We start from the raw sequence: 13,155 nt of genomic DNA, 5'->3' as shown, positions 1-13,155 counted from the left end.
CCGACCCGACTCGGCCTGGTGCTTCTCGTGCCCGAGATGCTCGGTCATTTCCTCGTTCAACGCTGTTTCCAGCACGTTCTTGGTGAACAGCTTCAGCAAGCCGTCCGGGCCGGTCAACGCCAGCCCCCGGGCCTTCGCCTCGGCCACCATCGCCGCCGCAGCGGCCTGCTCCGGCGACAGCTCCCGCGCCGGCTGGGACTCACTCTTGCGTGGACTCACAACCTCAGATGTCATCACTCACAGTGCCCATCCCGCCGGACCTTGGCCCGGCGTAGTAAGGGAACTATGACGAAGCGAGTTGATCAGAACGACGTCCTCCTGATGTCGTGTGCGGGCTTGCAGTCCCAAGACATCGAGGAGGACGTCATGGTCCAGGGTAGTGGCCTGTCGCGCGGCGACAAGCGCCGGAACGAGCGGTTGGCTCCTCCTGCGGCAGCTGGTGCCGCCGCAGAACGCGATTTTGGGGATCGACCTCGCCGATGAGAAACAGGCGATGGTGCTGACCGATCACGACTCACGAGTGCTGGCACGCAAACGGGTCCGGGCCAAGGCGTGGCGGCTGGGATCAGCACTGGAATGGGCCCGCCAGGTGGCGCGCCGGCGCGGGTTCGTCGATGTCACGGTGGGCTGTGAGCCGACCGGGCACCGGTGGCGGGTACTCGACCAGCTCGCCGCCGAACTGGACATGCCGCTGGTGTGCGTCCAACCGCTGTTGGTGGGCCGGGCAAGGGAAAGCGAAGATTACACGCGTGACAAGACCGACGATAAGGATGCCGTGCTGATCGCGCGACTGGTCGGCGAACTGCGCTGTTACGTACCGGAACGGGCGGATGAGACCTGGGTGCGGCTGCGGCATCTCGGTGCCCGGCGGGAGCGGCTGGTCGCCGAGGCCACCGCAGACGTGCAGCAGCTGCGCGACCTGCTGGAGTGCGCGTGGCCAGCGGCACTGGGCTGCGCGGCCAAACCGTTCGAGTCCAACAGTTGGTGCGCCGCGCTCACCGTGGTGCTCGGGCGCTGTCACGGCCGGCCGGAACGGCTGACCAGAATGGGCTTCGATCGGTTTCTGCGGGCAGTCAACCGAGAAGTCTTGCACTGGGGAGGACGCCAGGTCTGGCAGCGCATCGTCCGCGCCGTGTTCACCGCGTTGTCAGACCGCGCCGGCGTGACCGCTCAACGGATCGGCGCGCTCGAACGAGCCGGCTTCGTGCTCGCCGACTGGCACGCCACTAAACGTCGACTGTCCGAAGTGGAGACTCGCATGGTCGACGTCCTGAACCACCTTGAACTCACCGACCTGGTCACCACCATCCCGGGACTCTCGGCCGTCGGTGCGGCCGCGATCCTCGCTGAAACCGGGGATATGAACCGGTTCGACAGCCCGCGCGCAGTCGTCAAACACGCGGGGCTCTGCCCCCGCCAGAACTCCAGCGGCACCATGGAGGGCCGGACCCGTATCGCCCGCCGAGGACGACCCAAACTGCGCCTGGCCGCGTGGCGGGCGGTCTGGGGCGCCCAAGCGAACAACCCGGTACTCGCCGCCCGCTACCGGCATCTGACCACCCGACCGGACAACCCGCTCGCGCACGGCCAGGCCCACGCCGCACTCGCCGCCGCGCTGCTGCGCTGGCTGCATGTGATCGTCACCCAGCGTGTCCCCTGGAACGCACAGGCCGCCAGCGGCGCCATCGAACTGCAGACCGCCGCCTGAACCCGGCCACGACACCCTGACCAGGGACGGGCCAAGCTCAACCCGGCGTTGAGGACCACCTCGACCGACACCCTGAGCAGGCCCGTCGCCTCCTCCACGAACTCGATTGCGCGCTGTCGGGCCAACAGCCCCATTGCCAGCTACGTAGAGCCGAGGAGGCGACGAGCCCCCCGACCCACTTGACAAAATCCGTCTTACGCTGGTGTCGGGCCGGAAACACCGATCCTGGAACAGTCCCGTCGTTCCCTCGATCTCCTCTCTTGGGGCGCCGGAGCGGAAAGCTCAGTTACGTCGTAACTTTCGAGCTGTCGCAGTTCCGCCGCTGTCCGGTGCTGAGCGGCTGTGACGGTAAGGCGTTGCGCGTGCTGATGTACAAGTACAAGACGTCCGTCGACGGCGGTGGACCGCGGCGGTTCGCTGGCGTTCGACGGTGCTGCAGCAGCAAGCCCTGACCGGCTACCTTGCCGAACTCGACGCGGCGCTGATGCACACCGACGGGACCTGGTGCGCCCGCACCGCGTCGACCGCGTACGGGATAGTCGTTCGGCCGGCCGTCGATGCAACATCGGATCGCCGCGCACGGCGAGCGACATTGGCTCAACCCGTCGCGAAAGCCCCCCAGCCGGCCAGGCTGGGGGGCCTCGTGTGCCCGTTCGCGGCCGATCGTCACGCCCGTTGCGCCCGCCCTGGCCGAGCGCGCCTACTGCGACTCCGACACGACCGAGCAGTCACCGACGAGCAGGAGGCCTCCGGGCCGCTGGACGAGCGGACCTGCTGAGCGCCTACGACCAGATCACCGCCATAGCCGAGGCCGTCCTACGGTCAACCCACGCCGTGTGCCATGCGGCTCAGCAGCCGCCGATCTCCCTTGCGCCTCGGGTACGGGCGGCACCGCTGTCGAGCAGGTTGTCCCCGGGCAGGGCGCAGTAGTCGTAGTCCGTGTACAGGATGACGTCGACGCGGATCTTCACGTTCGTGGATCGGCAGTTGTACCAGTACGTGAACGGGGATTGCTCACGGTAACCGCACGCAGCGGCGATCCGCGCCGCGCCCGGCGCCGCCGAGACCGTGGTGCTGGCCATCGCCGCCGGCGCCGCGGTCAGCAGCAACCCGGACGCCGCGGCGATCGCGGCCGCACCGGCGATGAACGGGCGAACGCGACGGCTCGCCCGGGCTCCCGTCCGACTGTCACCTCGAGTGAGATGCCTGTCCCTCATGGATTCGTCCTCCCTCTCGCACAGCGCCGAATCGACGCCGGGCGCCGGCGGCGCCCGGTACGTCCACGCATGGGTCCGCGACACGGTTTAGCCGGCCGTCGACAACCACGCTGGCGACCTCGGCAGCAAGTGGCCGCCCTGGCTGAGCATGGCGGACTCAGCTGTGGGCCCGAGCGGACCGCAACGACAGCGGCGAGTGGCCAAGGCGTCGACATGACCCAATCGGCGCAGGTCGCGTTCGCAGCGTTGGGACGCTCGCCGATCAGCGGGTAGTCGGTCCGAATCGACGGCGATCTCAGCGGGAAGCTGGCGCGGGTTTCGCTCAGCCGCCAAACGAGTGATTGGGGATCGGGTAGCCACGGGCATCCGGACACGGGGAAACGCCCCACGGTGACGATACACCGTGGGGCGTTCCGGGACCCCTGCCCTACCAGCGGCCACCTTCGACGTGCGGCGGGGCCCAGTAGATCGCCGCCCACACGCCGTGGTTGCTGGCCGAGCCCCAGCCGGAGGCCCAGTTGGTCAGCAGGGTGCCCGCCGTGCTGCAGAGCCAGCCCGGGAGCCTCGTCTGGCAGGCCCGGACGCCGACTGCAATGGCGCCGTTGACCACGTCCGCGTACGAGGCCGTGATCCAGAAGTGGTCGCCGGTGATACCCGTCGCCAGGTCGGTGTGGGCGCCGCCGGAGGGCCGGGCCGTGCCGACCGTGGCCAGGCCCTGGAACGCCGCCTGCATCTTGGCGACCACCTGGGCGCGGCCTTCGGGCGTCGCGGTCAGCCGGTCCCATTCCGCCTGCTCCTGGGCGTCAAGCCGGGGCACGGCCGTACCCAGCGTGGGCAAGCCGGCGTGCACCGGGTCTCCTGTGCCCGGACGGGCCGGAGTGCTCGCCGAGTGCGTCGCCGCAGGGGCCGGCGCGGCGTTGGCCGCCGGGGCTAGGACGGTGGCGAGCACCGTTCCGGCCGCCGCGGCCGACGCGAGGTAAGTCGGGATCTTCATGGTCACTCCAGTGTCGGACGAAGTGCGCTGGCGGACCGCCGGGGCGCCGGCCGGGCCTCGGGAGCCCGGCTGCTGTCCACCTTGAGCGGCGCAGCTGAGTCTCCGATGAATCCGCGCTGATGTACTGCTGAGTGACACTTCTAGGAACTTTGTCGCAGGGGGTGACGAAACCCTCACCCGTCGCCACTATGGAAAGGAGGTGTGTCGCCATCGAGTCAAGGGAGGGCGATGGAAGCGCGCTTCGCCCTGCTGGGCGATTTCGAGGTGCGGACGGCGTCGGGACCAGTGCCGATCCCCGCCGGACACCGGCAGGCCGTGCTCGCCCTGCTGTTGGTCGCGGGAGGGCACCCGGTGCAGCTGAGCACCCTCGTCGACGACCTGTGGGAACAGAACGACGACAAGCAGCCCGGCAAACCTCGGGAGGTCGTGCACCAAGCGATCAAGTCCCTGCGCACCGCGCTGAATGACACCGGCAAGACGCTGCTCGTCACGGTGGGCCGGAGCAGCTACCGTCTTGACGTTCCGCCCAGCGCCGTCGACCTCCACCGGTTCGACGCTCTCCTGCGGCAGGCCGACAAGGAAAATACGGCCCTCGGCCGGTCCGAGCGGCTGGAGGAAGCGCTCGGACTGTGGCGTGGTGAGCCGTTCGCCGGCATCGCCGCGCCCGGGCTCGGGCCGCCGCGGGCGCGGCTGGTCGAGCAGCACCTGCAGGCGCTTCAGCTCTACATCGACGCCCAGCTCGACCTGGGCCGACACCGGGAGATCCTCCCGCTGGTCCGGCAGTGGGCCGAACGCGAGCCGACGCGCGAGTACTTCTGCCGGCAGCTCATGATCGCGCTCTACCGCAGCGGAGAGACGACCGAGGCGGCGAACGTCTACCAGGCATTCCGGGAGAACCTCGAGGAACAGATCGGCGTCGAGGTCACTTCTGAGCTCAAGAACCTGCACGCTCGGATCAGTAGGCAGGACCCCGCTCTGCTGCACGCCGGACCGCCGACGCCGCCACCACGCCGATCCGCGCCACCGCGGTCGCTGCCGCCAGTCACCGCGAACTTCGTCGGCCGGGAGGCCGAACTGGACGAGCTGACGCACTGCCTGCAGCGAAAACCGGAAGCGGCGACCGGGCCGTTGGTGGTCGCGATCGCCGGGCCCGGCGGGATGGGCAAGACCAGCCTCGCGCTCTGCTGGGGCAAGCAGCACCAGGACGAGTTCCCTGACGGCTCGCTGTACGCGGACCTGCGCGGGTTCGACCATAAGAACGAACCGACCCCGGTCCGCGTCGTGCTACGTCGGTTCCTCGAAGCACTAGGGGTGGCGCCCGAGGAGATCCCCGCCGGCACCGAGGCCCGGGCGGACCTCTTCCGCGGCCTGGCCGACGACAAGCAGCTGCTGATCGTGCTCGACAACGCCGCAAACGCAGGCCAGGTCCGCTCGCTGCTGCCCGCCGGCGCGCGATGCTGCGTGCTCGTCACCAGCCGTCACCAGCTGGCCGGGGCGCTGGCCGGGCTCGGCGCGGTCCACCTGCCCTTGGACCCGCTGGCCGGAGAAGCGGCCCGAGACCTGCTCCACCGCTCGGTGGGCCGGCGAGCCGATGATGACCCGGTCGCCGTCACGCGGCTGCTGGCGGCGTGCGAGGGGCTGCCGCTGGCGCTGTGCCTCGTGGCTGGGCTCGTCCAGCTGCAACCTCGGATCGCCCTCGCGCAGATCGCCGGAGAGCTCGAGCAGCACCGGCTGGCCACACTCGACTCGGCTGACCCCGATTCCGGCTTCCGCGCCGTGATGTCGTGCTCGTGGGACGTCCTCGACGCGCGGCAACAGCGGCTCGCCGGGCTCCTCGCGCTGGCGCCCGGCCCCGACATCGGCCGGAGCGCCGCCGGCGCCCTGCTGAACATCCCCGCAGACCGAGTAGACGGCGAACTGCGGTCCCTCGCCCACGCTTCCCTGCTGGAACAGTCGCCCGGCCGATACCGCATGCACGCCCTGGTGCGGGCCTACCTCGCCGAGCGGTGCGCCGAGGCGCTGCCCGCCGCCGATATCCGCGAGTCGCTGCACCAGCTGACCCGGTACTCCCTGCACGCCGCCGACGCCGCCGATCAGGTGCTGCACCCCCAGCGGGGGCGCATCCCGCTCGTGCCGCACCCCGGTGCGCCGCCGCGGTTCGCCGATCGCGGTGCCGCGATCGCGTGGTTCGACGCCGAGCACCGGTGCCTGCTCGACACCCAGCGCGCGGCCGTCGAGGCGGGCTGGCACGAGGAAACGTGGCAATTGGCCTGGACCATGCACACCTTCCACCACCGTCGCGGTCTCACCGACGAGCACCTCGCCAGCTGGCTGCGGGGACAGCACGCCACCACGCACATCGGCACCCCGGCACAGCGCTCGCTCGCCCACCGGATGCTCGCGGGCGCCTACACCCGGGCTGGGCGGCACGAACGGGCGCGCGAGCACCTCGAAGCGGCACTGGCCTTCGCCGAGGACTGCGACGACCGGCTCGCCCAGGCGCAGACCCTGCAGGTCATCGCGTGGACCCGCGGCGAACGGGGAACCTTCCCCGAAGCGGAAGCCGCAGCGGAGAAGGCTTTGACCCTGTACCGGGACCTGGGAAACGACGCCGGGATCGCACAGGTTCTCAACGCAATTGGCTGCTACGCCATGGGAAACGGGGACTTTCCCCGGGCCCGGCGGTGCTGCGACGAAGCGCTGCTGCTCAGCCGGAAGCTCGCCGACCGGGACACCGAGGCGGCCACTCGCGACAGCCTGGGGCAGCTCGACGTGGCGACCGGCGACTTCCTCGAAGCCACGACGCACTACGAAAACGCGGCCGCCATGCTGTCCGAGCTGGACAACACCTACGCCGAACCCGCGACCCGCGAACGGCTCGGCGAGTGCTACCTCCGGCTGGGCCGCCCCTCGCCGGCGATCGAAGCCTGGACCTACGCGGTGCGCCTGTACCGCCGCCAGCACCGGCACGGCAAAGCCGACGAACTGGCCGCCCGGCTCGCGGAGCTCACTGGCACTCCTTGAACAAGCGTTCATTACGCGGGCGTTCTCCTCGATCGCTTCGGGCTTGCCTGGGACGAGGGCGGTCGGGTCGGTGGTGTCTTCGGGTTCAGCCATCGTCACCGGTCCCTGGCCCGGGTCGGTGGTGAACGAGCCGGCAGCGGCTGAGTCCGCCGCTCGGTACGCGGCGGCTTCTGCAGTGAAGGCAACCGCCCGCTCTTCGGCAAGAGAGTGCGTTTGTGCCACGGGTCCACTTGCAGTCGAGTCCGGGGTTCTTGCAGTGCAGTTGCAGCGCACGTGTTCGCAGCAGTAAAGACCCTGCGGTCAGGTGGGTACGCTCTTGGATAGTCGATTTCGCCACTGCGCGAGGTGGTGGCGGGTGGCCAGGGTGTCGGGGTGGTCGGCACCCAGCACCCGCAACCGGTCAGTCAGCAACTCGGCGAACGCAATGGCCGCGCTCGCCGGATCTCCTGCCTCTCCCTGCCATTGGGCGAGGTGATGGCGGGTGGCCAGGGTGTCGGGGTGGTCGGCACCCAACACCTGCCTCCGGTCGGCCAGCAACTCCTTCAGCGCAACTACCGCCCCCGCTGGATCACCGGCCTCTCCACGCCATCGAGCGAGGCTTTGGCGGGCGATGAGAGTGTTGGGATGATCGGCTCCCAGCACCCGTACCAAATCGATCAGCAACTCTTCCAGCGCGGCGGCTGCCCCTGCTGGATCCCCGGCCTCCCCACGCCAGTAGGCGAGGTGGTGACGAGTGGCCAGAGTGGAGGGGTGCTCGGCACCTGACACCCGCAGATGGTCGGCCAGCAATTCTTCCGACACGGCGGCTGCGCCCGCCGGGTCCCCTGCCTCCCCAAGCCAGCGGGTCAAACTGTGGCGAGTGGCGACGGCATGGGGATGCTCCGCACCCAGGACCCGCACCCGGTCAGCCAGCAACTCCTTCAGCGCAGCAGCTGCACCACCCGGATCTCCCGCCTCGCCGCGCCATCGGGCGAGGCTGTGGCGGGAGTCCAGGGCGTCGGGATGGTCAGGACCCAGGCGACGAACCGCGGTGGCACGCAACCGCTGGAAGTAGCTCGTTGCTTGGGCGGCCGAACCACTCTCGCCGAGGCTGGTTCCGGCGCGGAACAACAGCGGGTGCGCGGCCGGCTCCCACAGGCACGCGTCGCCGGCCGCGGACAGCGCATCGGCATTTGCCCGCAATACCTGACCCAGGACAGTATCCGTCTCGATGTCCGGCCACACCGAGACCAAAGCGTCGGCCACCGCACGCGCCAGGACCGCTAGCCGAGCCTGGGGCAGGCTGTCGCGAGTGGCGCGCTGCACCAAAGCATGGGCCCGCACCGCCCGGAGCGCGGAATCCGGCTTCCAGGTGATCAGGCTCAACCGGTGCAGACACGCCAGCCCATCCCGCGCGTCGTCCTCGCCGACAGGACGCCCGACGGTATCGCCGAGCCACTGCAGTACAGGGGCGGCGGTGAACACCACGGCTGGAACACCGTTCGGATCCAGCAGGCTGACAATCTCCAGCAACACCCCGGCCAGCCCGGCCGGCTCCAACCGATTGGCCTGCTCGACCGACAGCGACCACGTCGCGGCCACTGTCGCCTGATGCTCATCGGGCAGGCTCTCGGCCTCGGGTAGCAATGACCTCAGCCGGCGTAGCCGATCTGCCAAGCGCGCGTGGTAGGTAAGACACGAGAGCTGCCGGTCCAGCATGAACGCGGCGGCCTGGGCCAGCGCCAGGGGCAAACACCCCAATGCCCACGCCAATCCGGTGGCGCCCTCGATCAGATCCGGATGGTCGGCGAGCGCAGCCGACAGGTACGTTGCCGCCTCCGCATCGGAGAACACGTCGACTTCGATCAGGCGGCGGTGCCGGCCGCGCAGGGCGGCATCGCGGCGGCGAGTGGTCACCACCACCCGCCCCCACGACGTCGCCGGCGGCCACAACCCTCGCAGGTCACCCGGGCTTTGCACGTCGTCCAGCACGATCAACCACCGCTTCGACGCGTTCACCAGCCACGACAGCAGCCGCTGCGCTCCTTGCTCGGGATCGGGTTCGTCCACCCCGGTCAGGTCGGCAGCGACGCGGGTATAGGTGGACAGAATCGCGTCGCGGGAAGCCGCAGTGATCCACACCAGCAGATCCAGGTCACCAGCGGCCCACGCCGTCTCAGCGTGGTCGGCGGCCAACTGGGTCTTGCCCACTCCGCCCATGCCGGACAACACACTGGTCGATACGGCCGCCTCGCCTGCTCCGACCGCGTCTGCCGCCCACCCGCCGGTAGCACGGACCTGCAACGCGTCGGCCCGTGGTGGCACGACTCCGCAGCGGTACGGCCATTCGACCCGGCGCCCCGACGGGCGTGCGTCGCCTTCATCGGCCGCCTCAACCGGATCAGGCCTGCGCTCGAACGTCACGTCTTCGATCCCGGCCAGCAAACGTCGTACGTCTTCGCTACGTGCCACCCAGACCGAGTGGGCCAGCCAGCCATCGCCCGAGTTGTACCGCGCGGACACCACCCCGACCACATGATCGTCGGACCGTCGGCGGACTGGGGCGCCGCTCATCCCCCTCATCACGTCTTTCGCCGACAACCGGCCCAGCGGCACCTCGCTGTCCCGGGTCGTCCCGCCTGCCCACTCGCCCGGTGCGTCGAGGTACTCCAGTTCGTGCCCGGGGTCGTCCACGTGCGACACACCGGTAACCACCACCGGCTCGTTGAGCGGCACCCGGTCGGTCGCGAACCACCCAGTCACCGACCGTTGCAACGGCGCGTCCGCCCGCAGCACAGCCAGATCGCGCAGCAGATCTGTCCGCAACACCCGCGCCTTGGTTACCTGAAGGGCTCCGTTGAGAGCATCGACGTCGACAGCGTCGTCCTCAGCCCCACAGTCCAGGTCGTTCAGCACGTGCCAGGCCGTCACCAGCACCATGGGAGCGACCTGGAAACACGTACCCACCGGCAAACCCGCTGCGGTCAGGACCCGGCCCAGATAACCGGGAATACGCGGATCCGCCGGCATCTGCCTACTCCGTCGGCTTCGACTCGTAGGTCAACTTCACCTTGAGCGTCGCATCGATCGAGCCGCCTGTGATGATCACGTTGCCTTTGGCCGAAAACCCCAGCCCGAACTCGACCTCCAGCTTGTCCGGCCGCGTGGACTCCGACGCCAGCTTGCCCAGCACCTGGGCCGCAGACGTCGCCGCGCCCACGATCGCATCCTGTGCACGCCCGAGCGCGTCCAGGGCCTTCGTTCCGGCGTTACCGAGCGTCGATGTCGGCTCGGTTCCCGCTACCGGCACCGTCGACACCAGCACTTCGACGTCACCGAACCGCATCGGCACAACCTGACCAGCCATCACGACTCCCTCGTCACTGGTATCTCAGGCAGTCGCTTCTGCTGGCCACCGTGTTACCCGGCCCGAGTCCGGCGATGTCGAGCCGTAGTCCAGCAGCGTCCGGTCATCGGCATGAGCGTGCGTCAGTGGGAGGTGCGATCGCCGACCGAGTGTTCGTCAGTGCACGGCTGGCCAGAACCCGGCGTGGTCGAGTGGGGGCACCGACAGAAGCACCTACAGCGCGGTTACGCAGTCAGGTTGGCGACGGCGAGGGCGGCGATCTTCTGTGCGGCGCCGCAGGGGTCGTGCTGCCACGGCCCGGCTTCGGGTTCGTCGGCGGTGGCGGCACTGATGTAGACGAGGGTGGTGTTGTCGGCGGCGAGTGCGAGGGTGCAGCCGCGCGGCCCGTCGGCTTGCTTGCTGGGAACGTTCTCATCGATGGACACGATGACCGCCGGGTAGATGGTCTCGACGAGGATCGGCTCCCAGTGGTTGCCGGTGTCATGGCCCAGGGCGTGCTCTTGATACAAGATTGGCAGGCTGTCGCTCCGGTTCGAGGTGCTGACGTTGGCGACCGCGCCGAACTTGGTGTCACACCGGTTCCCGTCGCGGCTGCGTTCACCGCCGGTGAAACCGAGGGCGGTGAGCTGCTCGACGGTGACAGCGGCGCACGGATCGGTGCGGAACCGGCCGGCCCCGCTCATCCCGACCCCGGGGATCGGCGGAACCGGCGGCCGAGCCGTCGAGCAGCCGGCACTCAGCCCCGAAACCAGCAGGGCGGTAAGGGCAGCGCAGAGGGTGCGGCGATCGGTCATGAGTGGGTGGCTCCCGGCTTGACCTGCCAGCGGGCCGGGTCGTCGATGACGCCCGGCTATCGCCGACGTCAGGCAGCGTGGCGAAGTTGGCTTCGATGATGGACAGCTGAAGGCGGTTGCCGATCTGCTTGCCGATGTCGGTCATCATCCCGCCGAGCAGGGTCAGGCAGTCAGTCCAGAATGTCGCGAACGCGGAGTTGATCGCGTCGGCGACGTCCTTGAACCCGATGACCGCCAGCGGGGGCACGGCAGTCGATTCCGCGACGGCGATACCGATCTTCCCGCCGAGCTGGGCGAGGTTGATCGCGCACTTGCCCATGGTCGTGAGCAGGTTCTTGTAGGTGTCGATAATCGTCTGGGCGATGGCGGACATCGTGTTGGTCAGGCTGATCAACGAGTTCTGGTTCTGCCCCAGGACGGTCACGGCGTTACCGGCGTAGTCGCTGAACTGGTCGGCGGCGTCGCCGTGCCAGGCTTTCGACAGGCTCAACTTGGCTTCGCTCAGCTGCTTGGCCGCGTCGGACAGGGCCGATTCGTTGGCGAACCTGTCTGCGAGCTGCAGGACCTTGCCGATGTCGCCGGCGATGAAAACGCGAAGCTTGTCCAGCAAGGTCACGATGCCCTGCGCGCCGATGAACTCGGCCCAGTAGCGGATCTTCTCATCGGAGTCGGTGGGATAGGGCATACCCGCCTGAGGTGGCGTGACCGGCGCCGGCGAGTCCGTCGTCCATGGCGTAGGCGTGTCGCTCACGGAAGGCCTCCCTCGAGCTTCTTGAGCCGCTCGTACTCGGCGGCGTCCTGCTGTTCGTAGTAGGAGGCGGCGGTCTTCAGAGCCTGGGCCAGCTGCTGTAGCGTTTCGGCGTTCTTGGCCGACACTCCGCGGATGGTCTCGACGGCCCGGTTGTACTGCTCGGCCGTTCCCGCACCGTGGACGTTGGGCATGATCGTCGTCAACGTCCCGGGCAAGCCCAGATCAAACTCGCCGATCAGGGTCCCGGCGAGATCCGTCCGGGCGAACGTGGTGACCAGCTCGGCCGCGCCGGCGACGTCGTCGGCGGCTTTGCGCAACGCTTCGGGATAGACCCGGTAGCCGCGGCCGGAGATGTCGTTGGGGTCGAAGGTCATGCCAGCCCCGTTTCGGTGACGGCCGCGGCGACGGTGTCGCTGCGCTGCCGATCGGCTTGGTGTTCGGCATCCCGGATGCTCTGCAGCAGGGTGCGGGCCAAGGCGTCGGCGGAGTACTGGCGCAGCTCGGCGACCTCGAGGGTCACTGCGGTCAGTTCACCGGCGCCGGACACGGTCACCGAACCCAGCTCGCCCGGCAGGCGCCACTGCAGCGGAGCTTGTTCGGCGCCGCGCGCGGTCTGCGCGACCGTGGCCACGGCGGTGTCGATCTCCCGCGCGAGGTTGTGCAGCTCGTCCTGGTAGTTCACCAGTGTCCCCGTTCCTCGTGCTCGCTGCTGTCGTCGGCGAGGAAGTCGAGGTTCTCGAAGTTCTCCTCCTCGACCTCGACCCGCCGGGGACGCGCGGACGCCGGCGCGAGGTTCGGTTGGACCGGGTCCGGTTGCGTGCGGTCGTCCTGGGCGGGGCCGACCCAGTTGTTGACGGCGACGCCGCCTGATGGCCGGACGGGAGCGGGCTGCCACACCTGGTCCTTGTCCAGGACCGCGCGCATCTTCGCGGTGGCCACGGTGCTGGCTTGCCGGCGTGCGGCCGCCACGGCCTCGACCACGTCAGGCCCGACGACGTGTGGGTGGGCGCCGCGCATCGCGGCGGCGCTGATCTTCAGGTCCAGGAGCCGGCCGTGGCCGCTCACGGCCGCGGTCACCGCGCCGTCGCGGGACTGGCCGGTGAACCGCACCCGCTCGAGTTCTTCGTCCAGCTCTGCGGCCTGTCGCCGCATGACGTCCGCGTTGAACACCACGTCGGTGTCGCCTCCCCACGTTCCCGACACGCACTTTCCGAGGTCAGGACCTGCGGCCATCACTGGTGGTCGCAGGCTGGTGACCCCACGCGGGCCAGCGTAACTGATCAGGTCTCGCGCCGACGGAACCGGAAGTCCATCACTTTCG

11 protein-coding genes and 1 pseudogene are annotated in these 13,155 nt (G+C 69.2%); 2 read left to right on the top strand and 10 right to left on the bottom strand.

The genetic code is table 11. The features are described 5' to 3' along the window. Positions 1-219: pseudogene (locus tag ACLJQZ_RS41000) on the bottom strand (IS256 family transposase); the annotation flags it as partial. Between the two features lie 220 nt (positions 220-439). On the opposite strand from ACLJQZ_RS41000, the gene ACLJQZ_RS40995 reads away from it, so the two are divergent. Then, positions 440-1,708, top strand: a complete 1,269-nt coding sequence (locus ACLJQZ_RS40995; protein WP_410626271.1) for an IS110 family transposase — start codon at positions 440-442, stop codon at positions 1,706-1,708. Between the two features lie 848 nt (positions 1,709-2,556). Here the strand turns inward: ACLJQZ_RS40995 and ACLJQZ_RS40990 are convergent. Continuing rightward, on the bottom strand, positions 2,557-2,925 hold the full coding sequence (locus tag ACLJQZ_RS40990) for a DUF6355 family natural product biosynthesis protein (protein WP_410626269.1): 369 nt from the start codon (positions 2,923-2,925) through the stop codon (positions 2,557-2,559). 427 nt (positions 2,926-3,352) lie between these two features. Further along, positions 3,353-3,919: a hypothetical protein gene (locus ACLJQZ_RS40985; protein ID WP_410626267.1), complete on the bottom strand. Its 567-nt coding sequence runs from the start codon at positions 3,917-3,919 to the stop codon at positions 3,353-3,355. Positions 3,920-4,147: 228 nt separating this feature from the next. Here ACLJQZ_RS40985 and ACLJQZ_RS40980 point away from each other — a divergent pair, with 228 nt between their 5' ends. After that, complete coding sequence (locus tag ACLJQZ_RS40980) at positions 4,148-6,943, top strand: AfsR/SARP family transcriptional regulator (RefSeq protein ID WP_410626265.1); 2,796 nt, start codon at positions 4,148-4,150, stop codon at positions 6,941-6,943. A 300-nt stretch (positions 6,944-7,243) separates the two neighbouring features. Here the strand turns inward: ACLJQZ_RS40980 and ACLJQZ_RS40975 are convergent, their stop codons facing one another. From ACLJQZ_RS40975 to ACLJQZ_RS40945, 7 genes are all read right to left on the bottom strand, one after another. Then, positions 7,244-9,952, bottom strand: a complete 2,709-nt coding sequence (locus ACLJQZ_RS40975; RefSeq protein WP_410626263.1) for a tetratricopeptide repeat protein — start codon at positions 9,950-9,952, stop codon at positions 7,244-7,246. Positions 9,953-9,956: 4 nt separating this feature from the next. Further along, positions 9,957-10,289 carry a CU044_2847 family protein gene (locus tag ACLJQZ_RS40970; protein WP_410626261.1) on the bottom strand — a complete coding sequence of 111 codons (333 nt, stop codon included), beginning with the start codon at positions 10,287-10,289 and terminating at the stop codon, positions 9,957-9,959. A gap of 224 nt (positions 10,290-10,513) precedes the next feature. Beyond that, complete coding sequence (locus ACLJQZ_RS40965) at positions 10,514-10,972, bottom strand: DUF3558 family protein (RefSeq protein WP_410626259.1); 459 nt, start codon at positions 10,970-10,972, stop codon at positions 10,514-10,516. After that, on the bottom strand, positions 10,887-11,834 hold the full coding sequence (locus tag ACLJQZ_RS40960) for a WXG100 family type VII secretion target (protein ID WP_410626257.1): 948 nt from the start codon (positions 11,832-11,834) through the stop codon (positions 10,887-10,889). Before ACLJQZ_RS40960 ends, ACLJQZ_RS40965 begins: the two co-directional genes overlap by 86 nt. After that, complete coding sequence (locus tag ACLJQZ_RS40955) at positions 11,831-12,208, bottom strand: hypothetical protein (RefSeq protein ID WP_410626255.1); 378 nt, start codon at positions 12,206-12,208, stop codon at positions 11,831-11,833. Before ACLJQZ_RS40955 ends, ACLJQZ_RS40960 begins: the two co-directional genes overlap by 4 nt. Continuing rightward, positions 12,205-12,516 carry a hypothetical protein gene (locus ACLJQZ_RS40950; protein ID WP_410626253.1) on the bottom strand — a complete coding sequence of 104 codons (312 nt, stop codon included), beginning with the start codon at positions 12,514-12,516 and terminating at the stop codon, positions 12,205-12,207. The genes ACLJQZ_RS40955 and ACLJQZ_RS40950 overlap by 4 nt, the downstream gene beginning before the upstream one ends. Then, complete coding sequence (locus tag ACLJQZ_RS40945; RefSeq protein ID WP_410626251.1) at positions 12,513-13,037, bottom strand: YbaB/EbfC family nucleoid-associated protein; 525 nt, start codon at positions 13,035-13,037, stop codon at positions 12,513-12,515. The genes ACLJQZ_RS40950 and ACLJQZ_RS40945 overlap by 4 nt, the downstream gene beginning before the upstream one ends. Positions 13,038-13,155 lie beyond the last annotated feature (118 nt).

Source organism: Amycolatopsis sp. cmx-8-4 (assembly GCF_046548675.1).
Lineage (GTDB): Bacteria > Actinomycetota > Actinomycetes > Mycobacteriales > Pseudonocardiaceae > Amycolatopsis.
Note: the sequence above shows the minus strand (reverse complement) of the source record. Positions and strands in the feature narration are given on the sequence as shown.

Bases quoted from the DNA above. Each gene is read 5' to 3' on its own strand.
- ACLJQZ_RS40990 (WP_410626269.1), bottom strand. From the start codon at position 2,925: ATGAGGGACAGGCATCTCACTCGAGGTGACAGTCGGACGGGAGCCCGG.
- ACLJQZ_RS40985 (WP_410626267.1), bottom strand. From the start codon at position 3,919: ATGAAGATCCCGACTTACCTCGCGTCGGCCGCGGCGGCCGGAACGGTG.
- ACLJQZ_RS40980 (WP_410626265.1), top strand. From the start codon at position 4,148: ATGGAAGCGCGCTTCGCCCTGCTGGGCGATTTCGAGGTGCGGACGGCG.
- ACLJQZ_RS40975 (WP_410626263.1), bottom strand. From the start codon at position 9,952: ATGCCGGCGGATCCGCGTATTCCCGGTTATCTGGGCCGGGTCCTGACC.
- ACLJQZ_RS40970 (WP_410626261.1), bottom strand. From the start codon at position 10,289: ATGGCTGGTCAGGTTGTGCCGATGCGGTTCGGTGACGTCGAAGTGCTG.
- ACLJQZ_RS40965 (WP_410626259.1), bottom strand. From the start codon at position 10,972: ATGAGCGGGGCCGGCCGGTTCCGCACCGATCCGTGCGCCGCTGTCACC.
- ACLJQZ_RS40955 (WP_410626255.1), bottom strand. From the start codon at position 12,208: ATGACCTTCGACCCCAACGACATCTCCGGCCGCGGCTACCGGGTCTAT.